Source organism: Streptomyces sp. B8-7 (assembly GCF_058833805.1).
In genome coordinates this window covers 936,369-960,470 of sequence record NZ_JBYRRL010000005.1, presented here as the reverse complement: position 1 = coordinate 960,470, position 24,102 = coordinate 936,369, and the positions used below count along the sequence as shown (strand labels likewise).

The window sequence follows — 24,102 nt, the reverse complement described above, 5'->3', positions numbered from 1 at the left end:
CACCCGCCGGACCGCGGGCTACTCCGCGGCCGCGATCAGCTCCCGGCACTTCTTCACATCGGCCGCCATCTGTTCCAGCAGCCCGTCCAGGGAGTCGAACTTGGCCTGACCGCGCACGAACGCCAGGAAGTCGACGGCGACGTGCAGCCCGTACAGGTCGAGCCCGACGCGGTCGATGGCATACGCCTCGACGGTGCGCTCGGTGCCGTCGAACTGCGGGTTGGTACCGACCGACACGGCGGCCGGCATCACCTCGCCCTGAGCGTGCAGCCAGCCGGCGTAGACGCCGTCCGCCGGGATCGCGGTGTGCGGGAGGGTCTCGACGTTGGCCGTCGGGAAGCCCAGTTCACGGCCGCGCTGCGCGCCGCGCACCACGACGCCTTCCACCCGGTGCGGCCGGCCCAGGATCTCGGCGGCACCCTCCACGTCCCCTGCGGCGACCAGACGCCGCGTCAGGGTCGAGGAGAAGGGCTCCCCGTCGCCCGCGCTGCCGCTGACGTACAGGTCGACGGTCTCGACGGCGAAGTCGTACGTCTCGCCCTGCTCGGCGAGGAAGGCGAGGTCACCGGCGGCCTTGTGTCCGAAGCGGAAGTTGGGCCCTTCGACGACGGCCTGGGCGTGCAGCTTCTCCACCAGGACCTTGACGACGAACTCGGCCGGCGAGAGCTTCGAGAACTCGGCCGTGAACGGCAGGATCAGCACCGCGTCCACGCCGAGTTCCGCGACCAGCTCGGCACGCCGATGGTGCGGCGCGAGCAGCGGGGGGTGGCTGCCGGGACGGACGACCTCGCTGGGGTGCGGGTCGAAGGTGACGACGACGCTGGGCAGACCCAGTGCGCGGGCCCGCTCGACGGCGTGCTTGATGATCAGTTGGTGCCCGCGGTGGACTCCGTCGTAGGAGCCGATGGTGACGACGCTGCGCCCCCAGTCCTGGGGGATGTCCTCCAAGCCACGCCAGCGCTGCACTGTGACCGCTCCTCGAACCCGTGTCTGACTCTTACGGATACCTCTTGTGCAGGTCTAAGGGTGCCATGCCGGGTCGCCGTCTCCGGCACCGGCATCGGTGCTGTGACGGTTCGCACGTGAACACGGCTGCTCACCGGCTGCTCACCGGGGACGATGCGTGGGCGACGCTCTCCGCGAGGCTCTCGATCATGCGGCGGGAGCTGGGGCCGATCACCGCGGACCAGTCCTGGTTCCCGTCGGTGAGCCAGCCGCTGACCCGGGCGGCGAAGCCGGGCAGACGGCGGCCGAGGTCGACAAGGGCACGGTCGTAGCGCGTGGCACCTTCGGGTGTGCGGACGCAGACCATGCCGACGCGGTGGACGAGGTCGCGCATGTCGCCGTCGTCGACGTGGCCGCCGTCGTCGACGCGGCCGCCGTCGCGGCCGTGGGTGGCCGCGGCGCGCAACAGGGCTTCGAGGACGGCAGGTTCCTGCTCGCGGTCCAGGAGGAACCTGCGCAGCTCGGCGCGCAGGGGGCGGGAGGCGGGCTCCCCGGGGGCGCCGACCACTCCGGCGAGGGCGGCCCGGACCGGCTCGGGGCCGCCGCCCAGCAGACCGGTGAGCAGTGGAAGCAGGACCGCCCGCACCTCGGGCCCCCGTTCCAGGCGCCGCGCGGCGTACGCGGCCAGGTCCGCGGCGGTCTCGGGCCGACGCTCGGCGACGTCCCGCACCAGAGCGGCCACACGGTCGGCCAGACCGGGGGTGGCGGCGTCGGCGAGGGAGCACAACGCCTGCGCGACGTCCTCGGCCGGACCGGGCGGCGGGCCCACCGCCGCCCCGGCGGCCGCGCCGGGTCCACCGCGCCCCTCCGCCTCGCCCGCCCGGTCCGGCCGCGGGATCCGAGTGTCTCCACGGCTCTGAGGGCTCTGAGGGCTCTGAGGGCTCTGAGGGCTTTGGGCAGTCTGTGTGATCTGGAAGGGGTGAGCCGTCGATGTCGTCGGCACCGCTTCTGTGCCGGCGCCTCCTGCACCGGGGCCGTCCACGGCGAGGTCCACGGCGACGCAGCCCCGGCCGGTGGCCCCGTCGGAATCGGAGCACCGTACGTGCACTCTCCCGCCGTCCCCGCCGTCCCCGCCGTCCCCGCCGCCCCCGCCGTCGTGCGACCACTCCGTCTCGTCCACCGGGCCGCCCCCGCCCGCTCCGGCGACGGCGCCCGGTGCCGGGGTGGTGGACGCCGCCGCGCCGCTGGGGCGTCCGCCACCGGCCCCCAGGCGCGTCCGGAAGGCGGCGAGAACCGACTCCGGGTGGGTCGGCAGCGCGGCGAGGACGGCGTGCGGCGGAAGGTGCGGGTCTCCGGCGGCGAAGTGGTGCAGCGCCTGTGGCAGATGCTCGGCCCGGGTGCGGGGGTCGCGGACCAGCAGACCGAGTGCGCCGCCGTGCAGCGCGCGGTCGGCGGTCCGGTCGAGCAGGGCCAGGGCGGCGTAGCGCAGCAGGGCGCGATCGGCGTCGGTGCGGACGTGCGGGGCGGCGCGCAGCCCGTGTACGACGGCTGCGGAGCGACGGGCGGGCCGCGGGTCGCGCGCCCACCGGTCGACGGCGCGGCACACCGCTGAGGTTTCCTCCTCGGCCAGTACGGCGAGCAACTCATCGGCGCGTCGGTGCGCGACGTCGACGAGCACTTCGGTGAGGTCGTCCAGTGCCTGGTGCCGGTGCGTGTGCAGCAGAGCCTGCGCGGCCGTCGCCACGGTGGCGTACGGGGTCGCGGGCAACGGCCGCTCGTCGTCGAACCACCGTGCCAGGTGAGGCTGTACGGCGGGCGCGTCGGCGGCGAGCAGCCGGGCCGCGGTGTCCAGGTAGCGGTCACCGGCGCCACGGGAGCTCCCCTCGCACGGTGCCGGGTCGGCGAGGACCAGGCGGCGCAGGAGGTCGAAGCGGTCGGCGTCGGCGACCGGCAGAGCGGCCCAGAACCGGGGCCCGAACTCCCCCGGCACCGGCCGGTTCCGGCCCGGCCGGTCCACTACGACGGCGGCGAGCAGCCGCAGCACCGGGATGAAGGGAGTGGCGTCCGGGACGCGCGTGAGCACCCCGGCGAGAAGGCGCGCGGCCCACCACGAGTCCGGGTCGGCGTCGAGGGCACGGGCCAGCTCGTCGAGTCTGTCGGCCAGTCGGCCCGCTCCTTCGTGGCGGGTCAGGAGCAGCAGCGCATGGACGACAGGGCCGATGCGGTGGCGCGGTACCGGCACCGGTACCGGCACCGGATGCGCGGTGACGGGTGTGCGGCTGCGGTGCACCAGAGCGCGCAGGGCCTCGTCCAGGTCGAGGTGCAGACCCTGGATCCAGTCGGCGATCTCCTCGTGGGAGAACCGGTATCCGTCTCCGGCCGGCACGAGAAGGCCCTCGGTGAGTACGGCGGAGGCCCAGCCGGTACCGCCGCCGAGCCGCGTGGGGGCGGGGCCCCACGGGAAGACCTCCTCGAAGGACTCCCGGTCCAGCCCGCCCTGTCCGGGGCCGAGGCAGCGTCGGGCCGCCTCGTGGACCTGCCCGGCCACCCGCGCGGCCAGGCGGCGCACCGCGGTGCCCCGCAGGCCGTTCTCGGCGGCGAGGCGGACGGCGACGCGCAGGCACATCAGGTCGAGCCAGGCGGCGAAGACGTCGTAGCGGTCGGCCGGCGGCATCACCGCGTCCGGCAGTGCGGCCCGTACCTCGGACAGCAGGCGCAGGGTCAGCGGATGACGGGCGTCGGCCGCGGCGAGTGCTCCCTCGGGGATGCCGTACCGCTCGCGCGCCCGGCGGGCTTCGCCGTGGGAGAGGTCGCCGAGACGGAGACAGGGCGCGGAGCCTGACTCCTGAAGGGGCGTGACAGGTACGCCGTCCGCGGGTTCCGTGCCGCCTCCTCGCGCCCGTGGGGACGCCGCGCCCGGTCCGGGCTCGCGACCGGGAGCCGCCCCCTCGCCGGGTCCCCGCCCCTCCTCGTGCGACGGAGGCTCCTGCCGCCGCCCCGGCTCATGACGGGGTCCCGGCGCCCCGCGCACGGCCGAAGGCCGGCGCGAACCGGCTGCCTCACCGTACGACGACTCGTGCCGTCTCCCCAGCGACTCGTCACACGCCTCCCCCGGCCCGACCGTCTCCCCCGGCCCCGCAGTCCCCGCCGTCCCCTCCGGCCCCGCCGTCTGCTCGGGCTCCGACGCCTCAACAACCGCCGCCGCCCCCGGGACAGACGCCTCTTCGCACGGCGACGGCGCCGGGCCCCGCCCCCTCGTCGCAGCCCCTTCCCGTGCCCGTGCGTCCGCCCGTGCCCGTCGCGGCTGCGGTGTCCCCGCCTGCTGTGGCACCCTCGCCCGCGGCGGCGGCTGCGGCTGCGGCTGCGGCTGCGGCTGCGGCTGCGCGGATGCGGCGGCTCGGGGCGCGGATGCGTCCGCGCTCGGCGCCGGCTCCTGACCGGCGCTCTCCGCCGCCGGCGGTGCGCCGGACGGCTGTGGGTCGCCCGACGGCGCACGGTAGCGCCCCGCTCCAGGCGACGGCGCACCGTGCGACCACGTACCGGGCGACCACGCACCGGGCGACGCAGCGGAGCCGCCGTACAGCAGGGCGGGCGGGAACTCGGCCCCGGCACTCTCCCAGTACTCCGCCCGGCAGGCCACCACGAGCCGGGCTCCCGCCTCGCGCAGCCAGTCGGCCGTGCCCTCGGTCCAGGCCGGAAGCCGGTGGGCCAGGACGGGCGGCATCTCCTCGGGGCCGTCGAGCAGGAGCAGCAGCGGCCGGCCCGCCGCCCCGGCGACCCGGGCCACGCGGTCGGGCGCGGCATCCGCGGGGCCGGCGGGGAGGTTCGTGTTGGAGGCGCGCAGGATACGGGCCGCCCGCATCAGCGTACGGCGGACCGCGTCGGCGGCAGAGGCGTCCTCGTCGCGCAGGTCGGCGCCCCGCAGCCACAGCGTGGGGGCGGGCTCGGGGCCGCGGTACCGACGGGCGGCGAGCGCGGCCAGTTCCGTCGTACGGCCGCTGCCCGGAGCCCCGACGAGGCCGAGAACGGCGGCCGGGCCGCGGGTGAACGCGTCGAACTCAGCGGCCGTGCCGGGCCGTTCGACGGGCTCCACGGTACTGCCGGGTCCTCCGGTGCCCCAGAGACCGCCCAGGTGGCCGGCGAGGGCCTCGGGCGGGCCGTCGGAGCCGACGGAGGTGGCGGTGAGTTCGAGGACTCCCGCGAGGTTGAGGTCGCTGCCGTAGGCGGGCACGGTCGCCGCGTTGCGGGCGAGCAGCTCGCCGAGGGGGCCGTCCGGGGCGGGCCGCAGCGGAACGGCGAAGCCCGTGTCCCGGCCGCCGTACCGCTGGGCCGTGCCGAGCACGCCGATCACCGTGCCCGTCGCGGCGTCCAGCACGGGTCCGCCCGCCGCTCCCCCGCCCAGCCGCAGCGCGTCCCGGCCGGCCGTGCCCATCGCCAGTTCCAGCACGCCGCCCGGGACGTGGCGACGCCCCGCGGCGGCGCGGGCGGCGGGATCTCCGGTTGGGTAGCCGGTGGCGGGGTCGGCCGGGTCCGTCGCCGGCGTCGTCCCCAGAACGCGTGCTTCGCGCCAGCGTCCCGCAGCGAACCTCACGTACGTCCCGGAGGCGATGTCGTCCCGCACGGTGACCGGGAGCGGGTCCACGCCGAGCCCGTCGGTGCGGACGAGCGCGAGGCCCAGGAGGGGCAGCAGGGTGATGTCGTCGGCTCCGGCCAGGCAGGTGTGCTCGCCCGTCGCGCGCAGCAGCACCTCGGTCAGGCCGTGGACGGTCTGGTGGCCGGTGATCAGGGTCCCGTGATGGTCGGCGAGGAAGCCGAGCCCGCGGGGTCGTCCGGCGCGGTCGTGCACCTGGACGAGCACGTCGTCGCGGGCGGTGCCGGGAGCCGGGGGTGCGTGCCCTTCCTCGGTCCACGGCGCGCCCTCTGCGGCGAGCCCCCCTGCCCGCCCGCCGACGAGTCCCTCGGGCCCGTCCGCGCCGTACGCCGCGGGCGTCCGCGCCCGTCCCCCTGCGCCGTACGTCGTACGGGTGGCCCCGTCCGGCGCGGCGGCGGCCCGCCGGCCCTCTGACGCCATGGTCGAACCTCCCGCCTCGCGCGCGTGCTGCCGGGCCCGACGGTAGGGGCGACGTGATCGGGAGGACAGATCACATGGTGAACGCGCCCCCTCGCACTCCCTCGGTTCACTCCGAGCGCCTGCCCGGACGGGTGATTGAACGAGGGCGGCTGGACAGACCCTAGGCGTGGGGGAAACCGAGGGGGGACCGTGGAGCGGCGGCAGGGTTTCTCATGGCCGCCGCTCCACGGACAGGCACCGCTCCACTGTCGAGGTGGGGCAGAGGCCCCCGAAGGCCTGGGGAACCGGCACGGACGGACGGAGGCACAGGGCTGTGGTCCCGTCCGCGGCCTGCCGCGCGATCCAGCCGTGGACCGGCCGCAGCCCCCGGAACCGCAGCCGGAACCCGCAGCCGGAACCCGCGGTCGCAGCCCCCGGGCCTCCCGCGGCGCCCGCCCCACGGGCCCGAGGAGCCCATCGGCGGCTCGCAGCCGCCCGCGCGCCGGACCCGGACGTCCGGCACGAAGCGCCGGGCCCCGGGCGACAAGCCCGCGACGCCGGTCTCCGGCGCCGGGTACAGCTCCTGGGTACAGCTCCCGGTCCGTGCCGCCGGGCTCTACGAGCCCGTCCGGACTCCGGCGACCCGATATCAGCCCGCAGAGCGGGCCAGCCCGGCCCGCTCAGCCGAAGACGGCCAGGCTCTTCGCCTTGCCCTTGTGCGCCTCCACGAGTGCGAGGAAGCGGCCCTCCGGGTCGAACACGGCGACGGCACCGACGCCCGCGTACTCGTCGGGCATCTCCAGCCGTACACCGTTGCCGAGCAGGCGGGCCCGCCTGGTGTCGATGTCCCAGCGCGGGAACGCGGCCGCGGCGGCGTCGGCGACCGGCATGACGGTCAGCTCCTGCTGGAGCTGGTCGAGGGTCCTGGCCGCGTCCAGTTTGTAGGGGCCGACGCGGGTGCGGCGCAGTGCGGTGAGGTGGCCGCCGACGCCCAGGTCGGCGCCCAGGTCGCGGGCCAGGGCGCGGATGTAGGTGCCGGAGGAGCAGACGACGGACACGATGAGATCGACGACCGGAGTGCCGTCGTCGGCGACCGCCGCACGCATGTCGTGCACCGCGAAGGAGGAGACCGTGACAGGGCGGGCGGGGATGTGGAAGTCCTCACCCTCGCGGGCCCGCTTGTAGGAGCGCACACCGTCGATCTTGATGGCGCTGACCTTGGACGGCACCTGCATGATGTCGCCGGTCAGCTTCGCGACGCCGGCGTCGAGCGCCTCTGGGGTGATCCCGGAGGCGTCGGCGGACGAGGTGATGTCGCCCTCGGCGTCGTCGGTGACCGTGTTCTGGCCGAGCCGGATCGTGCCGAGGTACTCCTTCTCGGTGAGGGCGAGGTGCCCGAGAAGTTTGGTGGCCCGCTGGACGCCGAGCACGAGAACACCGGTCGCCATGGGGTCGAGGGTGCCGGCGTGGCCGACGCGGCGGGTCCGGGCGATGCCGCGCATCTTGGCGACCACGTCGTGGGAGGTGAAGCCCGACGGCTTGTCGACGATGACGAGGCCGTCGGGCGTGGTGTGCTGCTGGCTCATTCGGCGGCGTCGTCCGTCTCGTCGTCCTCGTCGCCCGGCTTGCGGTAGGGGTCCGCCTCACCGGCGTACGCGGCACCCGCGGACGCCTCGCGGACCTTGGCGTCGGACTGCCGGGCCCGGTCGAGGAGGTCCTCGATGGTACGGGCGTTGTCCGGCAGGGCGTCCGCGACGAAGGCGAGGGTCGGCGTGAACTTCACCCCGGCCGCGCGCCCGACCTCGGAGCGCAGGATGCCCTTGGCGCTCTCCAGGCCGGCCGCGGCGGCCTTGCGCTCCTCGTCGTCTCCGTACACGGTGTAGAAGACGGTCGCCTCCCGCAGATCCCCGGTCACCCGGGTGTCCGTGATGGTGACGTGCGAGCCGAGCCGCGGGTCCTTGATCCCGCGCTGGAGCTTCTGGGCCACCACCTCTCGGATGAGGTCCGCCAGCCTTTTAGCCCGCGCGTTGTCGGCCACTTGTCCGTCTCCTTAAGTGTCTTGCTTCTTGCTTCAGTCTTCGTCGCTGTGGAGCCTGCGTCGAACCGAGAGCAGTTCCACCTCGGGCCGCGCGGCGACCAGCCGCTCACAGCGGTCCAGCACCTCGCCGAGGTGTCCCGCGTCCCCGGAGACGCAGGCGAGCCCGATCACGGCCCTGCGGTGGAGGTCCTGGTGGTCGGTCTCGGCCGCGCTCACCGCGTACTTGCGCTGGAGCTCGGCGACGATCGGTCGGACCAGGGAGCGCTTCTCCTTGAGCGAGTGGACGTCGCCGAGGAGCAGATCGAAGGACAGGGTCCCCACAAACATGTGTGTCCGGATGTCCCGCCGGTTCGGGGTACGGGCGCCTCAGAGCGGCGCCGATACGGGAACCGTACACGCAACGGCCGGGGCCGATCGACGGAAATTCCTTCCGCCGACCGGCCCCAGTCGCGTGTCGGATCAGGCGCGCGGCTTCTCGCGCATCTCGTACGTCGCGATGACGTCGTCGACCTTGATGTCGTTGAAGTTCCCGAGGTTGATACCGCCCTCGAAGCCTTCGCGGATCTCGGTGACGTCGTCCTTGAAGCGACGCAGACCCTCGATCGTGAGGTTCTCCGCGACGACCTTGCCGTCGCGGATGAGGCGCGCCTTGGTGTTGCGCTTGACCTCGCCCGACCGGATGAGCACACCGGCGATGTTGCCCAGCTTGGACGACTTGAAGACCTCGCGGATCTCCGCCGTGCCGAGCTCGACCTCCTCGTACTCCGGCTTGAGCATGCCCTTGAGGGCCGCCTCGATCTCCTCGATCGCCTGGTAGATGACCGAGTAGTAGCGGACGTCCACGCCCTCGCGCTCGGCCATCTGCTGCGCACGCCCGGCGGCGCGCACGTTGAAGCCGATCACGATGGCGTCCGAGCCCATCGCCAGGTCGATGTCGGACTCCGTGACCGCACCGACGCCGCGGTGCAGGACGCGGATGTCGACCTCTTCGCCGACGTCCAGCTGGAGCAGGGAGGACTCCAGGGCCTCCACGGAGCCGGACGCGTCGCCCTTGATGATGAGGTTGAGCTGCTGGACCTCGCCGGCCTTGAGCACCTTGTCCAGGTCCTCCAGGGAGACACGGCGCGTGCGCTTGGCGAACGCCGCGTTGCGCTCGCGGGCGGCACGCTTCTCCGCGATCTGGCGGGCCGTACGGTCCTCCTCGACCACGATGAAGTTGTCGCCGGCGCCCGGGACGTTGGTCAGACCGAGGACCTGGACCGGCGTGGAGGGGCCGGCCTCGGCGACGTTCTGGCCGTTGTCGTCGAGCATGGCGCGGACCCGGCCGTACGCGTCGCCGACCACCATGGTGTCGCCGACCCGCAGCGTGCCTCGCTGCACCAGGACCGTGGCGACCGCACCGCGGCCGCGGTCCAGGCGGGACTCGATCGCGATGCCCTGCGCGTCCTGGTTCGGGTTGGCCCGGAGGTCCAGGGCGGCGTCGGCGGTGAGGACGACGGCCTCCAGGAGGCTGTCGATGTGCAGACCCTGCTTGGCGGAGATGTCGACGAACATGGTGTCGCCGCCGTACTCCTCGGCCACCAGGCCGTACTCGGTCAGCTGACCGCGCACCTTGGTCGGGTCCGCGCCCTCGACGTCGATCTTGTTGACCGCGACCACGATCGGCACACCGGCCGCCTTGGCGTGGTTCAGGGCCTCGACCGTCTGCGGCATCACACCGTCGTTGGCCGCGACCACGAGGATCGCGATGTCCGTCGACTTGGCACCGCGGGCACGCATGGCGGTGAACGCCTCGTGACCCGGGGTGTCGATGAAGGTGATGCGACGCTCGTCGCCGTTGACCCCGGTCGCGACCTGGTAGGCACCGATGTGCTGGGTGATGCCGCCGGCCTCGCCCGCGATGACGTTGGTCTTGCGGATGGCGTCGAGCAGGCGGGTCTTACCGTGGTCGACGTGACCCATGACGGTCACGACCGGCGGACGGACGACCAGGTCCTCCTCGTCGCCCTCGTCCTCGCCGAACTCCAGGTCGAAGGACTCGAGCAGCTCGCGGTCCTCCTCCTCCGGGCTGACGATCTGAACGGTGTAGTTCATCTCGCCGGCGAGGAGCTGGAGGGTCTCGTCGGAGACGGACTGGGTCGCGGTGACCATCTCGCCGAGGTTCATCATGACCGCGACGAGGGACGCCGGGTTGGCGTTGATCTTCTCCGCGAAGTCGGTGAGCGACGCGCCGCGGGAGAGACGGATGGTCTCGCCGTTGCCGCGCGGCAGCATCACGCCGCCGACGCTCGGGGCCTGCATGGCCTCGTACTCCTGGCGACGCTGCCGCTTCGACTTGCGGCCGCGGCGCGCCGGACCACCCGGACGGCCGAAGGCGCCCTGCGTGCCGCCGCGGCCACCGGGGCCGCCGGGACGGCCGCCGAAGCCGGGACGGCCACCGCCGCCACCGCCGGGACCACCGCCGAAGCCGCCGCCACCGGGACGGCCGGCGAAACCGCCGCCGCCACCCGGACGGGCTCCGCCGCCACCGCCGGGACGGCCGGCGAAGCCGCCGCCGCCGGGACGACCGCCGCCGCCGGGACGACCGGCACCGCCGGGACCGCGACCGCCGCCGGGGCCGGGACGCGGGCCGGCAGCGGGACGCTGCGGCATCATGCCGGGGTTCGGACGCGGACCGCCGGGGCCGCCGCCGGGACGGGGGCCGCCCTGCGGACGCGGCATCGAACCCGGGGACGGGCGCTGACCGCCCGGAGCCTGCGGACGGGGACCGCCGCCCTGGCCGCCGGGGGCCTGCGGACGGGGACCCGCACCGGGGGCACCGGGGCCGGGCGCCGGACGGGAGCCGCCCTGCGGGCGCGGGGCCTGCGGGCGCGCCATACCGGCGTTGCCGCCGGAGGTGAAGGGGTTGTTGCCCGGTCGCGGACCGGACGGACGGGCACCCGGACGCGGGGCCTGGCCGCCGGAGCGCTGTCCTCCGCCCTGACCCGGACGGGGCGCCTGGCCCTGGCCGGGAGCCGGACGGCCGCCCGGCTTGGGGGCGCCCGGACGCGCACCGGGGCGCGGGGCCTGAGTCGGCGCGGGGCCGGCCTGGGCGGCCGGCGGAGCGGTGAACTCCGGGGCGGCCGGGGCCGGGCGCGGCGCGGGCTTCGGGCCCGGCGTCGGGCGCGGGCCGGGGGTGACCGGCGCGGGAGCCGCCGGAGCGGCGGGCGCCTGCGCGGCGGGCTTGGGTGCCGGCTTCGGCGCAGCCGGACGGGCCGCCTGCGCTGGGGAGGGCGCGGCGGGCTTGGGGGCGGCCTTCTTCGGCGCGGACGGCCTGGCGGGCTTGCCGCCGCCACCGCCCTGGAAGGCGTCTGTCAGTTTGCGTACAACGGGCGCCTCGATCGTCGAGGACGCCGATCGGACGAATTCACCGAGTTCCTGGAGCTTGGCCATGACGACCTTGCTCTCCACGCCGAACTCCTTGGCGAGTTCGTAGACCCGGACCTTAGCCACTTCGCTCCTTTGAGGTCCGGGTTGCGGCCGGACCGTCGCTAGTTCATGGGCGTACTCATCGCGTACTCATCGAGTGCTCATCGCAATCTCGACCTGCTTTCGACTCGCGAGGTACCAGGCCGCACGGGGTTCCGTACGGCGCGTCTTACGGTGTTGCCTGCTCGGCAACGATCGTCCGCTCCACGTATCGGCGCAACGCCTTTGTGTCGAGCGCTCCCGGGGCGCGCAGTGCCCGCGTGAACGCCCGTCTGCGTACCGCCTGGTCGAGACAGACGAGGGCGGGGTGCACATAAGCACCCCGGCCGGGCAGCGTACCGCGTGGATCGGGGACACATTCGCCCTTGATCGCCACGATGCGCAGCAGACCGGTCTTGGCCGCCCGCTCCCGGCACCCCACACAGGTGCGCTCAGGGCATGCCCGGGCATGCGTCCGGCCAGACACGGCTAAGTCTACCTCCCCGTGGCGACCCCACCCTTCCGGGGCGAGAATCGAACGGCTGTTGTCGTGATCTCAGCGGCACACGGCCGGGATCTATTCCCCGGCCTGTCCGGCGGCCTGCTCATCGGCCTGCTCGGTGTCGGGGCGGATGTCGATCCGCCAGCCGGTCAGCCGGGCCGCCAGCCGCGCGTTCTGACCTTCCTTGCCGATCGCCAGCGACAGCTGGTAGTCGGGCACGGTCACCCGCGCCGAGCGGGCCGCCAGGTCCACGACCTCGACCTTGGAGACGCGGGCCGGGGACAGCGCGTTGGCGACCATCTCCGCCGGGTCGTCCGACCAGTCGACGATGTCGATCTTCTCGCCGTTCAGTTCGCCCATCACGTTGCGCACCCGGCCGCCCATGGGGCCGATGCAGGCGCCCTTGGCGTTCAGGCCCGCGCGGGTGGACCGTACGGCGATCTTGGTGCGGTGGCCGGCCTCGCGGGCGATGGCGGCGATCTCCACCGAGCCGTCGGCGATCTCCGGCACCTCCAGGGCGAAGAGCTTCTTCACCAGATTGGGGTGGGTGCGCGAGAGGGTGACGGACGGACCGCGCACGCCCTTCGCCACCCGGACGACGTACGAGCGCAGTCGCAGGCCGTGCGAGTAGGTCTCGCCCGGCACCTGCTCCTGCACCGGCAGGATCGCCTCCAGCTTGCCGATGTCGACGAGCACGTTCTTCGGGTCGCGGCCCTGCTGGACCACGCCGGTGACGATGTCGCCCTCGCGGCCCGCGTACTCGCCGAGCGTGGCGTCGTCCTCCGCGTCGCGCAGTCGCTGAAGAATCACCTGCTTGGCGGTGGTCGCGGCGATGCGGCCGAAGCCGGACGGGGTGTCGTCGAACTCTCGGGACTCCTGCCCCGCTTCGAGGTCCTCGGGGTCCTCCTTCGCCCACACGGTCACATGGCCGGTCTCCCGGTTCAGCTCCACGCGCGCGTGGCGGCGGCTTCCCTCGGTGCGGTGGTAGGCGATGAGGAGGGCCGACTCGATCGCCTCGACCAGCAGGTCGAAGGAGATCTCCTTCTCCCGCACCAAGCCCCGCAGGGCGCTCATGTCGATGTCCACGGCTACGCCTCCTCCTCTTCCTTCATGTCCTTCTTGTCCTTGCGGTTGAACTCGACCTGCACGCGGGCCTTCGCGATCTCGGGGAAACCGAGCCGGCGACGGGTGGCCTTGCGGCCCTTCACGCCGGGCACTTCCACGTCCAGGCCGTCCTCGTCCACGGCGAGGATCCGGGCGACGACGTCACCGCCCTCGGTGAGCTGGAACTTCACGAGCCGGTCGACGGCGCGGGCGTAGTGCCGGTGCTCGGTGAGCGCGCGTTCCGCGCCGGGGGTGCCGACCTCCAGGTCGTAGGCCGCGTCGCCCATCGCGTCGGTCTCGTCGAGCTTCGCCGAGAGCGCGCGGCTCACATCGGCGACGGCGTCCAGGTCGGCGCCTTCGTCGGAGTCGACGACCACACGGAGCACACGCTTGCGTCCGACCGAGTCCACGGCGATCTCTTCGAGATCGAGGCCCTGAGAGGTGACGAGGGGCTCCAGAAGTTCTCGCAGCCTCTCGCTCTGGGTGGTGCTCATCCGGGTGACTCCTCGGCCGCGTGTGCTGTTGTGGGATGGGTCGCGTGTCTGGTCAAAGGGTATCGGGTCGCGGAGGGTGTTGCCGTCCACCCGTGCCCGCGGCAGCCGGTGGGCCCGGCGGGTCCGGACCCGGACGCGGGCGCGCATGGGCGGGCCGTGCGGGCCCGGGAGCGCTGGACCGGGAGGGCTGGACCGGGAGGGCTGGACCGGGAGCGCTGGACCGGGAGGGCGGGGCCGGGGAGCGCGGGGCTGCCCCGGGGTCCCCGGCGCGGTGCCGCGGGGGTTCCGGGACTGCGGCGCAGGAGGGGCCGCCGAGCCGGTGACGCGCGCCGGGGACCGGCGCGGGTACCGTGATCACCGGCGGGACCGCGTGGCCCCGCCCATCTGTTCGCCCGAGTCCCGAGGACGTCTGCCGTGCCGCTTCCCTCGCCGCCGCGCAAGCCCGCGGGTCCGCACCGGAGATCCGTCCTGTTCGCCTCGGCCGCCGGCGGGCTGCTCGCCGCGGGCTGCTCCGCCGGTACCGGTGGACGGGACGGGGCCGCGAGCGGCAGCCCCTCGCCGACCGAGCGGGCCCGCGCACGGGCCGCCGCGGACTCGGCAGGCCTGACGGCGCACTACGACGCCGTCCTCGCGGCGCACCCGGCACTGGCGGACCGGATCGGCGTGCTGCGCGAGGAGACCGCACAGCACTCCACGGCGTTCGGCGGCGTGCGGCGCCCGGCAGGGTCCTCGGCGCCGCCGTCCACGCCGCGAGCGGGCTCCGCCGCGCCGTCGGGGACCGGCTCCGGAGCGCCGTCGGTCACGGATCCGGGGGCGCCGCCGGGCCCGGTCTCCGAGACGCCGCCCGGAGCGCAGGCGCCGTCCGCCTCCATGACGGTTCCGGCGAGCGAGAAGGAGGCTCTGGCGGAGCTGGCCGCCGCGGAGCGGACGCTGGCGGACCGGCGGGCCGCGCAGCTGGCGGGGCTGCCCGGCGAGCTGGCCCGGCTGCTGGCCTCGGTGGCCGCGGCGGGCGCCGCGCACGCCTATCTGCTGACCCGGCTGCCGACGGAGGGCGACGCATGACCGAGCCGACGAACGGGCCCGGCCTGACCGCCCTGCAGGCGGCCCTGTCCGCCGAACACGCCGCGGTGTACGGCTACGGCGTGGTGGGAGCCCGGGTCCGGGAGGAACGCCGCGGCGAGGCCCGCGCGGCCTACGACGCCCACCGCGCGCGGCGCGACGCGCTGGTGCGGGAGGTGCGCGAGCTGGGCGGCACGCCGGCCGCGGCGTCGCCCGGTTACGCGCTGCCGTTCCCGGTGACCGACTCGGCGTCCGCGGTGCGGCTCGCCGGCGAGCTGGAGGAGCGCGTCGCGGGCGTCTACTCGGACCTGGTGCGGGCCGCCGACGGCGAACGCCGGGCCGACGCCGCGCGGGCGCTGCGGGAGGCAGCGGTGCGCGCGGCCCGCTGGCGCGGCGGGAGCGTAGCCTTCCCTGGGCTCGCGGAGCGGGCGGCACCGCTCCCGGCGTCGCCCTCCGCCTGACGGACCAAGGACACGGGAAGGACGACTCGCGCATGGCTTTCGAACCGCCGCGGCGCCTGGTCAGGGCTCTCGGTGAGAGCGCGCCGGACGGTGACGACTGGCTGGAGAAGCTGCCCGAGGCCCTGCGTCAGGCCCTCGCGCTACGCGAGTTGACCGTGGAACGGGTGCAGGTACCGGGCGGCCGCAGCAGTCTGGTGGTACTGGTACGGCGGGCCGACGGCACTCCCGCCGTGCTGAAGCTGGCCCCGCCCAGGGCACGGCCGGAGAGCGAGCGGGCCGCACTGGCGCACTGGGCCGGACGGGGCGCCGTACTGCTGGCCGGGGACGCGGCGGCGGAGGGAGAGCTGCTGCTGGAGCGGCTGCATCCGGAAGTGTCGGTACGGTCGCTTCCGGAGGCGAAGGCGCTGCTGGAGGCGGCGGGCACGCTGCGCCGGCTGTGGGTGGAGCCGCCGGAGGGGACCGTGTTCGAGACGGTCGCCGAGCGGACCGGGCGGCAGGCCCGCGCCATGCGGGCGGGCGCGGACGCCGACCAGGAGCTGGTTCCGCTGGTCGACACGGCGCTCGCGGTGCGTGCGGAGCTGCTGGCGGCGCCTCCCGAACACCGGCTGCTGCACGGCACGTTCCGGCAGTCCAAGGTGCTCGCCGGGGACCGGACGCCGTGGCTGGCGGTGGGGCCGGACCCGGTGGTCGGCGAGTGCGCCTTCGACCTGGCCCGGCTGGTGCGGGACCGCGTGGAGGACCTGATCGCGGCCCCGTCGGGGGCGGCGACGACGCGGCGGCGGGTGAAGCGGCTCGCCGAGTCGCTGGAGGTGGATCAGGAGCGGCTGCGGGGGTGGACCCTGTTCCGGGCGGTGGAGTCCGGGGTACGGGCGCGCAGGGTCGGCCGGCCGCGCGACGCGGAGCTGCTGCTGGAGTTCGCGGGCTGGCTGTGAGGCGCGGCGGGTGCGGGCCCGGCGGGGCCCGCACCTCGCGGTGTCCGGCGGCGCGGACGGGTGGCGCGGGGCTCAGGCGGTGAGGCGCGCGACGGCCTCCTCGACCGTCAGCTCCTCGCGCTCGCCCGTGCGGCGGTCCTTGAGTTCGACGACGCCCTCGCCCGCGCGGCGTCCGGCGACCAGGATCGCGGGCACGCCGATCAGCTCGGAGTCGGTGAACTTCACGCCCGGCGACACCCCGGCGCGGTCGTCCACCAGGACGCGCAGGCCGGCCGCGGCGAGCTCGTCGGAGACGTCCAGGGCCAGTTCGGTCTGCAGGGCCTTGCCCGCGGCGACGACGTGCACGTCGGCCGGGGCGACCTCGGAGGGCCAGCACAGGCCCTTGTCGTCGGCGGTCTGCTCGGCGAGGGCGGCGACCGCGCGGGAGACGCCGATGCCGTAGGAGCCCATGGTGACGCGGACCGGCTTGCCGTTCTGGCCCAGGACGTCGAGCTTGAGGGCATCGGTGTACTTGCGGCCCAGCTGGAAGATGTGGCCGATCTCGATGGCGCGGTCCAGGGTCAGGCCGGTTCCGCACCGGGGGCAGGGGTCGCCGTCCTGGACGACCACGACGTCGACGTGGGCGTCGACCTCGAAGTCGCGGCCGGCGACCACGTTCTTCGCGTGCATGCCGGCCTTGTTGGCGCCGGTGATCCACGCGGTGCCGGGGGCGACGCGCGGGTCGGCGAGATAGCGGACCTTCTCCAGGCCCTGCGGGCCGACGTAGCCGCGGACCAGGTCGGGGCGCTCGGCGAAGTCGGCCTCGGTGACCATCTCGACGGTGGCCGGGGCGAAGTGCGCCTCGACCTTGCCGAGGTCGACCTCGCGGTCACCGGGGACGCCCACCGCGACGATCTCGCCGTCGACCTTCACGAGGAGGTTCTTCAGCGTGGCGGATGCCGGGACGCCGAGGGACGCGGCGAGGGTCTCGATGGTGGGGGTGTCCGGGGTGGGGATCTCCTCCGCGGCGGGCACGGCGGAGCCGTCCACCGGGGTCAGCGGGAAGGTGATCGCCTCGGTGTTCGCCGCGAAGTCGCAGTTCGGACAGTCCGCGAAGGTGTCCTCCCCGGCCTCGGCCGGAGCCAGGAACTCCTCCGACTTCGAGCCGCCCATGGCGCCGGCGGTGGCGGCGCAGATGCGGTAGTCCAGGCCGAGCCGCTCGAACACGCGCTGGTACGCCTGGCGGTGCAGGGCGTAGGAGTGGGCGAGGCCCCCGTCCGCCAGATCGAAGGAGTACGAGTCCTTCATCAGGAACTCCCGGCCACGCAGGATGCCTGCGCGCGGGCGGGCCTCGTCGCGGAACTTGGTCTGGATCTGGTAGAGGATGACCGGCAGGTCCTTGTAGGAGGAGGCCTGGTCCTTCACGAGGAGGGTGAAGATCTCCTCGTGCGTGGGGCCGAGCAGGTAGTCGCCGCCCTTGCGGTCGTTGAGCCGGAACAGTTCCTGGCCGTACTCGTCCCAGCGGCCGGTGGCCTCGTACGGCTCGCGCGGCAGCAGCGCGGGAAGCAGTACTTCCTGGGCTCCGATGGCGTCCATCTCCTCGCGGACGATGCGCTCGACGTTGGCGAGGACCTTCTTGCCGAGGGGCAGCCAGCTCCAGATGCCGGCGGCGGTGCGGCGGACATAGCCGGCGCGCACGAGCAGCTTGTGACTGAGGACCTCGGCGTCCGCCGGGTCGTCGCGCAGCGTCTTCGCCATCAACTGGGACATGCGCTGGACCGGTGCGTTGGCCATGGTTCTCGTACTCCTGCCGGTAAGGGTGGTGGCTGGTGCTGTGGCCGGAAGGGCCTGCCGGGAGGACGCGGCGTCCGGTGCGGTGCAATCGCACGGCGGAGCGTCATCCGCGCACGGGACGTGCCCGGGTGGTGCGACAACGCGGCGGGGGCACCGTGCCGGGCGTCGCGAGCCGGTGAACCCTTCCGGCCACAGCACTAGGAGGTTAGCCGGGGGGTGGGGGGCTGCGGAAATCGATTGGAGGTGCTGTCCGGACGCCGGGGCCGGGCAGCGTCGCACACCGGCGCGGGAGCGGGGGAGGTCTACGGTGCATGCGCCGTGGTCACCGGCCGAAGGCCGCGGCGGGCATCCGGCCGGAAGCCCTCGTCCTGGCCGTGTGCGGGCCTTCGGCGGTGCGGCGCGTGGGCCCCGCCGACGGGTGCGGGGCGTGCCCGATGCCGTGACGGGGCGCGCCGTCGCCCTAGATGAATGAGTCCGATGTCTTCAGTGGTCGTAGGCGATCAGTGATCGTTTGACTGGGGCGCCGGTGGTCCAGTTGTGCCAGATGCCGGCGGCGAGGGCGAGGAGTCGTTGTCCGGTGCGGGCGAAGACTCCGGCCGGGGTTCTGCCACCGTGGTGTTCGAGGCTGAGCTGGCCCTTGAGGGTGTCGATGACGGCTTCGATCCACTGCCGGACCCGGGCGATCTTGCCGTGCCGGACCGGCTCGTCCTTCCGGTCGGGCCGCACGAGGTGGGCTCCGAGGCGCTCGCTGACGAAGGTTTCGAACTCCTTCCCGGCGAAGCCCTTGTCGGCGAGGATCACCTGGCCCTGGCGGACGAGGTGGTGGTCGCGTTCCAGCAGCGCCGCCATCACCTCGCGTTCGCCGATCTTCGGGTTGGCCAGGCACCAGGTGACGGGCATGCCCTCGGCGGTGGTGACCAGGTAGAGGCGCAGGCCCCAGAAGAAACGGGAGTGGCTGCGGCAGTATCCGTAGCTGCCGTGCCCGGCCAGGGCGGAGCGTTTGACGGTCTCGCGGGAGGCCGCGCAGGGCAGCGGGGTGGAGTCGATCAGCCGCAGGTCGTCGTGCCAGGTCGGGACCTGCCGGGCCAGTGCCTCGATCACCTGGCTGATCAGCGGACCTGCGGCGTTCAGGCGCTTGTTGTAGGCGGACTGCTGGGGCAGATAGCGGAACAGGTGCCCCAGCCGGGCGTGGGCGAAGCGGATCCAGTGCCGGGCCGAGGGGAAACCGAGCAGGACCTGGGCGACGGCCAGGCACAGCAGTTCGGCGTCCGTCAGTTTCGGAGGTCGCCCGATCCGGCGACAAGGCGCCACGTGGTCGTCGATGAACACGTACAGTGCCGCAAGAAGGGCGTCCAGGTTTGTCTTCACACACTGACCAACGGGCGCCCTTCGCCATGGTCGCGACCAGCACGGACATCGGACTCATTCATCTAGCGGCGGCGCAGCGGCAGCGGGGCGCCCATCACGGCGTACGGCTTCGGCGCGCTGGGGAAGATCACGCGGCGGGCCAGGTCGACATAGCCGAGGGAGTGGTAGAGGCCTCGGGCCGGGCTGTCGGTGTCGATGGCCGACAGGATGCTGCGGGGCTGGCCGGAGGTGTCCGTGATGCGGGTGATCAGAGCACGGCCGATCCCGCGGTTCTGGTAGGCGGGGTGGACGTGCAGCTCGGTGATCACGAAGGAGTCGTCGAGCCAGCCGTCGGTGCCCTGGGCGCGGAGGTAGGGCTCGACGACGGTGGACCACCAGTGGGTGCGGTCGTTGGGCATGCCGTACACGAACCCGGCCAGTCCGCCGTCGGTGAGGGCGCCGAGCGCCCGTGCCCCCGGGCAGGTCATGTGGCGCAGGACGATCTGGCGGCGCACCGCCACCTCGTCCGCGTCCAGGCCGAAGGCCACGGCCTGGACCGCCAGGGCCTCGTCCACGTGGGAGGAGAGGTCCAGGGGGGTGATGGCGAGGTCCATGCCCGGAGCCTACAAGGGGGGTGCGTCAGAACAGCACGCTCATGAACGCGCCCACCTCTTCGAAGCCGACGCTCCGGTAGGTCCTGCGGGCGGCGGTGTTGAAGTCGTTGACGTAGAGGCTGACCACGGGGGCGACGTCAGCGAGGGCGAAGCGCAGGACCGCGGCCATGCCGGGGGCGGCGAGGCCCTTGCCGCGGTACTCGGGGGCGACCCAGACGCCCTGGATCTGGCAGGCACTGTCCGTGGCCGCGCCGATCTCCGCCTTGAAGACGACCTTGCCGTACTCGTCGATGCGGGCGAAGGAACGGCCGGAGCCGACGAGTTCGGCGACCCGGGCCTGGTAGAGGAGCCCGCCGTCGCCCGCGAGCGGGGAGACGCCCACCTCCTCGGTGAACATGGCCACACAGGCCGGCATGATCGTCTCCATCTCGTCCTTGCGGACACGGCGGACGTACGGGTCCGGCGCGATGTCGGCGGGGAGCCGGTCGGTGATCATCAGTGGCTGGCGGGTGCGGATGTCGCGGGCGGGGCCCCAGTGCGGTTCGAGCAGGCTCCACAGCTCGGCGGTGGACTCGGCTGGGCCGACGATGGAGGAGCAGCGGCGGCCGGCCCGGCGGGCGCGGTCGGCGAAGGCGCGGACGGCGCGCGGCGTGGCGCAGATCGGCACGAGGTTGGCGCCCGCGTAGCACAGGGACGTGAGCATGCCGTCCTCGTACCAGCCCCACATCTCGCCGCCGAGGCGCCAGGGGTCCAGGCCGGCGACGTGTACGCGGGAGGTCACGAAGGCGTTCGTGACCGGCTCGCGGTTCAGGACGGCGAGCGCGGCATCCAGGTCGCTCGGTTCGAGCACCCGCGAGGTGGTCTGGGTCAACACGTACGGGGCCTCACGCTGGGATTCCGCTGATCCTCCGCACTATAGCCCCGCGGACCTGGCCGCGCCCCGCCCCGCCCGCCCTGCCCGGTCGGCCGGGCAGGGCGGGCCGTCCGTCCGCTCACGGCGGGACCGGGCGGCGCCGGCCCGTGGACGGGGCGCACCGGCACGGGGCGGGGCAGGCGAGAGGCGGGGCCCGATCGGAGCGGAAGGCCGATGCGGCGGGTCGTCGTCGGGCGGGAGGCCGGCCTGTCGTGGTCAGGGGCGACTGCCTCGGGTGAGCGCCCCGCCCGCCCGCGCCTGCGTCGAGCGGCGGGGGCAGGCGGGGCTGCGGCCCGGGCACGTGCGGCGGCGCGAGGGGACGGGCACGCGGCCGGGCGGACGGTGCCGGGCGGCGCGGGGCGGCGCGACACGGCGCGACACGGCGCGACACGGGGCGGCGCGACACGGCGCGACACGGGGCGGCGCGACACGGCGCGACACGGGGCGGCACGGCACGGCGCGACACGGCACGGCACGGCGCGGCACGGCGCGGCACAGCACGGCACGGCGCGGCACAGCACGGCACGGCGCGGCACAGCACGGCACGGCGCGGCACAGCACGGCACGGCGCGGCACAGCACGGCACGGCGCGGCACGGCGCGGCACGGCGCGACACGGCACGGCGCGGCCGGAGGTGAGGCGGGCCGGACCGGTGCCAGGCGGACGGTGCCGGGCGGGCCGGCGCGCGGCCGGGCGACGAGACCTCCCGGGCCGCGCGCTCGCGAGGCTCAGCCCGCGACGGAGACCGAGGGCTCGCCGGAGGTCACGCCGTCCTGCTCCATCTGCTCGGCCAGCTTCATGGCCTCCTCGATGAGGGTCTCCACGATCTTCGACTCGGGGACGGTCTTGATGACCTCGCCCTTGACGAAGATCTGCCCCTTGCCGTTGCCGGAGGCGACACCGAGGTCGGCCTCGCGGGCCTCGCCCGGCCCGTTGACCACGCAGCCCATGACCGCCACCCGCAGCGGGACGTCCATACCCGTGAGACCGGCGGTCACCTCCTCCGCGAGCTTGTACACGTCGACCTGGGCGCGGCCGCAGGACGGACAGGAGACGATCTCCAGACCACGCTCCCTGAGGTTCAGCGACTCCAGGATCTGGATACCGACCTTGACCTCCTCGGCCGGCGGCGCGCTCAGCGAGACACGGATGGTGTCGCCGATACCCTCGGAGAGCAGCGCGCCGAACGCCACGGCCGACTTCACCGTGCCCTGGAAGGCCGGGCCGGCCTCGGTGACGCCCAGGTGCAGGGGATAGTCGCACCGGGCGGCGAGCTGCCGGTAGGCCTCGATCATCACCACCGGGTCGTTGTGCTTGACCGAGATCTTGATGTCGTGGAAACCGTGCTCCTCGAACAGCGACGCCTCCCACAGCGCCGACTCCACCAGGGCCTGAGGCGTGGCCCTGCCGTACTTCTCCAGCAGCCGCCGGTCCAGAGAACCGGCGTTGACCCCGATCCGGATCGGGGTGCCGTGGTCCTTCGCGGCCCTGGCGATCTCCCTGACCTGGTCGTCGAACTTCTTGATGTTGCCCGGGTTGACGCGCACGGCCGCACAGCCGGCCTCGATCGCGGCGAACACGTACTTGGGCTGGAAATGGATGTCCGCGATCACCGGGATCTGCGACTTGCGGGCGATCGTCGCCAGCGCGTCCGCGTCGTCCTGCGTGGGACACGCCACCCGTACGATCTGGCAGCCCGACGCCGTCAGCTCGGCGATCTGCTGGAGCGTGGCACCGATGTCGGAGGTCCGCGTCGTCGTCATGGACTGCACCGACACCGGCGCGTCACCGCCGACCGCCACGGAGCCGACCTGGATCCGCCGGCTCTTGCGCCGCTCGGCGAGCTTGGTCGGAACGGACGGCGTACCGAGAGAAATAGCAGTCATCTGCTGTGCAACCCCAAGTCGTGGATCAAGGTCCGGACCCGTGTCTGCGGCGGGCTCCAGGCTTCGAGATTACGGCACACGGCGCGCACCGATCACCTCGCGCCTGCGAACCGCCCGATGGAAGGCGGCCGGACACCGAGGGTGTCCGGCCGCCGTGAACCGGAGGTGACGGGGGGTCGTCCGGCTCGTTCCCGCCCCGCGCCCCGGTGGGCGGGCGGCGGGAACGGGGCGAGCGGTCCCTACGAGATGCGAACCGGGTTGACCAGGTCCGCGACCAGCACCAGCAGGGTGAAGCAGACGAAGACCCCGGCGACCACGTAGGCGACCGGCATCAGCTTCGCCACGTCGAAGGGGCCGGGGTCCGGGCGGCGCAGCACCCGGGCGGTGTTGCGGCGCAGCGACTCCCACAGGGCGCCCGCGATGTGGCCTCCGTCCAGGGGCAGCAGCGGGAGCATGTTGAACAGGAAGAGGGAGAGGTTGAACCCGGCCAGCAGGAACACGAACATGGCGAGCTGCTGGGAGGCCGGGATGTCGAGGGTGGCGATCTCACCGCCGACGCGGGCGGCGCCGACGATGCCGACCGGGGAGTCGGCCTCGCGCGGGCCGTCGCCGAACGCGGCGTCCCACAGGGCGGGCACCTTGGACGGCAGGGCGACGAGGGAGTCGACGGCGTCGCCGACGCGGTCGCCCATCCAGGTCAGGGAGTCGCCGAAGCCCAGCGTGACGACGCCGTCGGCGGCACTGAAGCCGAGGAAGCCCGCCTTGACGTACTCGCCCTGGACGTAGGCCCCGGCGGAGTCCTTCTTCGCGACGAGGTTGGTGGCGATCTCGGCGTGCAGCGTGACCTCGCGGCCGTCCCGGTCGACGACGACGGCGACGTCCTTGCCCGCGCTGTCACGGATGAGGTCGGACAGGGTGTTCCAGTCGTCGGTGCGCACGCCGTCGAAGGCGACGATCCTGTCCCCGGCCTTCATGCCGGCGGCGGAGGCCGGCGAGGCCGGGTCGGACTTCTCACACGTGTCGCGTTTCTCGGTCTGCGCGATGACGCACGGGGAGACGGAGCTGACGGTGGTGGTCTGCTGGGTGATGCCGAACCCCATCAGCACGGTGAGGAACAGTCCGAAGGCGAGCACCAGGTTCATGAAGGGGCCCGCGAACATCACGACGACCCGCTTCCACGGCTTGCGGGTGTAGAAGAGGCGGCTGTCGTCGCCCGGCTGGAGTTCCTCGTAGGCGGCCGAGCGGGCGTCCTCGATCATGCCGCGCCAGGGTGAGGTGGAGCGGGCCTCCAGCCGGCCGTCGGGGCCGGGCGGGAACATGCCGATCATGCGGATGTAGCCGCCGAACGGGATCGCCTTGATGCCGTACTCGGTCTCGCCCTTGTTCCGCGACCAGAGGGTGGGGCCGAAGCCCACCATGTACTGCGGCACGCGGATGCCGAACAGCTTGGCCGTGGAGAGGTGGCCCAGCTCGTGCCATGCGATCGAGAAGAGCAGGCCGACCGCGAAGACCACTATGCCGAGGATGAACATCAGGG

At 73.8% G+C, this 24,102-nt stretch carries 18 protein-coding genes; 3 read left to right on the top strand and 15 right to left on the bottom strand.

All coding sequences use genetic code 11. From position 1 onward, the window contains the following. Positions 1-18 precede the first annotated feature (18 nt). The 9 genes from AC5K6T_RS28270 to rimP form a co-directional block, all read right to left on the bottom strand. Complete coding sequence (locus AC5K6T_RS28270; RefSeq protein WP_493213426.1) at positions 19-966, bottom strand: bifunctional riboflavin kinase/FAD synthetase; 948 nt, start codon at positions 964-966, stop codon at positions 19-21. A 130-nt stretch (positions 967-1,096) separates the two neighbouring features. Then, positions 1,097-6,016: a hypothetical protein gene (locus AC5K6T_RS28265; protein ID WP_493213425.1), complete on the bottom strand. Its 4,920-nt coding sequence runs from the start codon at positions 6,014-6,016 to the stop codon at positions 1,097-1,099. A gap of 659 nt (positions 6,017-6,675) precedes the next feature. After that, complete coding sequence (truB, locus tag AC5K6T_RS28260; protein ID WP_493213423.1) at positions 6,676-7,581, bottom strand: tRNA pseudouridine(55) synthase TruB; 906 nt, start codon at positions 7,579-7,581, stop codon at positions 6,676-6,678. Next, positions 7,578-8,033 (bottom strand): 30S ribosome-binding factor RbfA, encoded by a 456-nt coding sequence (rbfA, locus tag AC5K6T_RS28255; protein WP_493213421.1) that lies wholly within the window; start codon positions 8,031-8,033, stop codon positions 7,578-7,580. Before rbfA ends, truB begins: the two co-directional genes overlap by 4 nt. Before the next feature lie 33 nt (positions 8,034-8,066). Next, complete coding sequence (locus AC5K6T_RS28250; protein ID WP_493213419.1) at positions 8,067-8,360, bottom strand: DUF503 domain-containing protein; 294 nt, start codon at positions 8,358-8,360, stop codon at positions 8,067-8,069. 132 nt (positions 8,361-8,492) lie between these two features. Next, positions 8,493-11,525 (bottom strand): translation initiation factor IF-2, encoded by a 3,033-nt coding sequence (gene infB, locus AC5K6T_RS28245; protein WP_493213417.1) that lies wholly within the window; start codon positions 11,523-11,525, stop codon positions 8,493-8,495. Positions 11,526-11,670: 145 nt separating this feature from the next. Then, a complete protein-coding gene (locus tag AC5K6T_RS28240) occupies positions 11,671-11,967 on the bottom strand; it encodes a YlxR family protein (protein WP_493213416.1) in 297 nt (98 codons plus the stop codon). Between the two features lie 90 nt (positions 11,968-12,057). Then, positions 12,058-13,068 (bottom strand): transcription termination factor NusA, encoded by a 1,011-nt coding sequence (gene nusA, locus AC5K6T_RS28235; protein ID WP_493213415.1) that lies wholly within the window; start codon positions 13,066-13,068, stop codon positions 12,058-12,060. Positions 13,069-13,070: 2 nt separating this feature from the next. Then, positions 13,071-13,580 carry a ribosome maturation factor RimP gene (rimP, locus tag AC5K6T_RS28230; protein WP_493213413.1) on the bottom strand — a complete coding sequence of 170 codons (510 nt, stop codon included), beginning with the start codon at positions 13,578-13,580 and terminating at the stop codon, positions 13,071-13,073. 414 nt (positions 13,581-13,994) lie between these two features. Here rimP and AC5K6T_RS28225 point away from each other — a divergent pair, with 414 nt between their 5' ends. From AC5K6T_RS28225 to AC5K6T_RS28215, 3 genes are read left to right on the top strand one after another with little or no spacing between them, the layout of a single operon-like run. Then, positions 13,995-14,642, top strand: coding sequence for a hypothetical protein (locus tag AC5K6T_RS28225; RefSeq protein ID WP_493213411.1), 648 nt, complete (start codon positions 13,995-13,997; stop codon positions 14,640-14,642). Then, positions 14,639-15,100 carry a ferritin-like domain-containing protein gene (locus AC5K6T_RS28220; RefSeq protein WP_493213410.1) on the top strand — a complete coding sequence of 154 codons (462 nt, stop codon included), beginning with the start codon at positions 14,639-14,641 and terminating at the stop codon, positions 15,098-15,100. Before AC5K6T_RS28225 ends, AC5K6T_RS28220 begins: the two co-directional genes overlap by 4 nt. A gap of 32 nt (positions 15,101-15,132) precedes the next feature. Then, positions 15,133-16,032 carry an aminoglycoside phosphotransferase family protein gene (locus AC5K6T_RS28215; protein WP_493213408.1) on the top strand — a complete coding sequence of 300 codons (900 nt, stop codon included), beginning with the start codon at positions 15,133-15,135 and terminating at the stop codon, positions 16,030-16,032. Positions 16,033-16,104: 72 nt separating this feature from the next. Here the strand turns inward: AC5K6T_RS28215 and AC5K6T_RS28210 are convergent, their stop codons facing one another. From AC5K6T_RS28210 to AC5K6T_RS28185, 6 genes are all read right to left on the bottom strand, one after another. Next, a complete protein-coding gene (locus tag AC5K6T_RS28210; RefSeq protein WP_493213406.1) occupies positions 16,105-17,805 on the bottom strand; it encodes a proline--tRNA ligase in 1,701 nt (566 codons plus the stop codon). A gap of 483 nt (positions 17,806-18,288) precedes the next feature. Next, positions 18,289-19,173 carry an IS982 family transposase gene (locus tag AC5K6T_RS28205; protein WP_493204867.1) on the bottom strand — a complete coding sequence of 295 codons (885 nt, stop codon included), beginning with the start codon at positions 19,171-19,173 and terminating at the stop codon, positions 18,289-18,291. Between the two features lie 62 nt (positions 19,174-19,235). Then, positions 19,236-19,766: a GNAT family N-acetyltransferase gene (locus AC5K6T_RS28200; RefSeq protein WP_493213405.1), complete on the bottom strand. Its 531-nt coding sequence runs from the start codon at positions 19,764-19,766 to the stop codon at positions 19,236-19,238. A gap of 25 nt (positions 19,767-19,791) precedes the next feature. Then, positions 19,792-20,640, bottom strand: coding sequence for a GNAT family N-acetyltransferase (locus tag AC5K6T_RS28195; RefSeq protein ID WP_493213403.1), 849 nt, complete (start codon positions 20,638-20,640; stop codon positions 19,792-19,794). 767 nt (positions 20,641-21,407) lie between these two features. Then, complete coding sequence (gene ispG / locus AC5K6T_RS28190; protein WP_493213402.1) at positions 21,408-22,565, bottom strand: flavodoxin-dependent (E)-4-hydroxy-3-methylbut-2-enyl-diphosphate synthase; 1,158 nt, start codon at positions 22,563-22,565, stop codon at positions 21,408-21,410. Between the two features lie 239 nt (positions 22,566-22,804). Next, positions 22,805-24,097, bottom strand: a complete 1,293-nt coding sequence (locus AC5K6T_RS28185; protein ID WP_493213508.1) for a M50 family metallopeptidase — start codon at positions 24,095-24,097, stop codon at positions 22,805-22,807. Between the last annotated feature and the right edge of the window lie 5 nt (positions 24,098-24,102).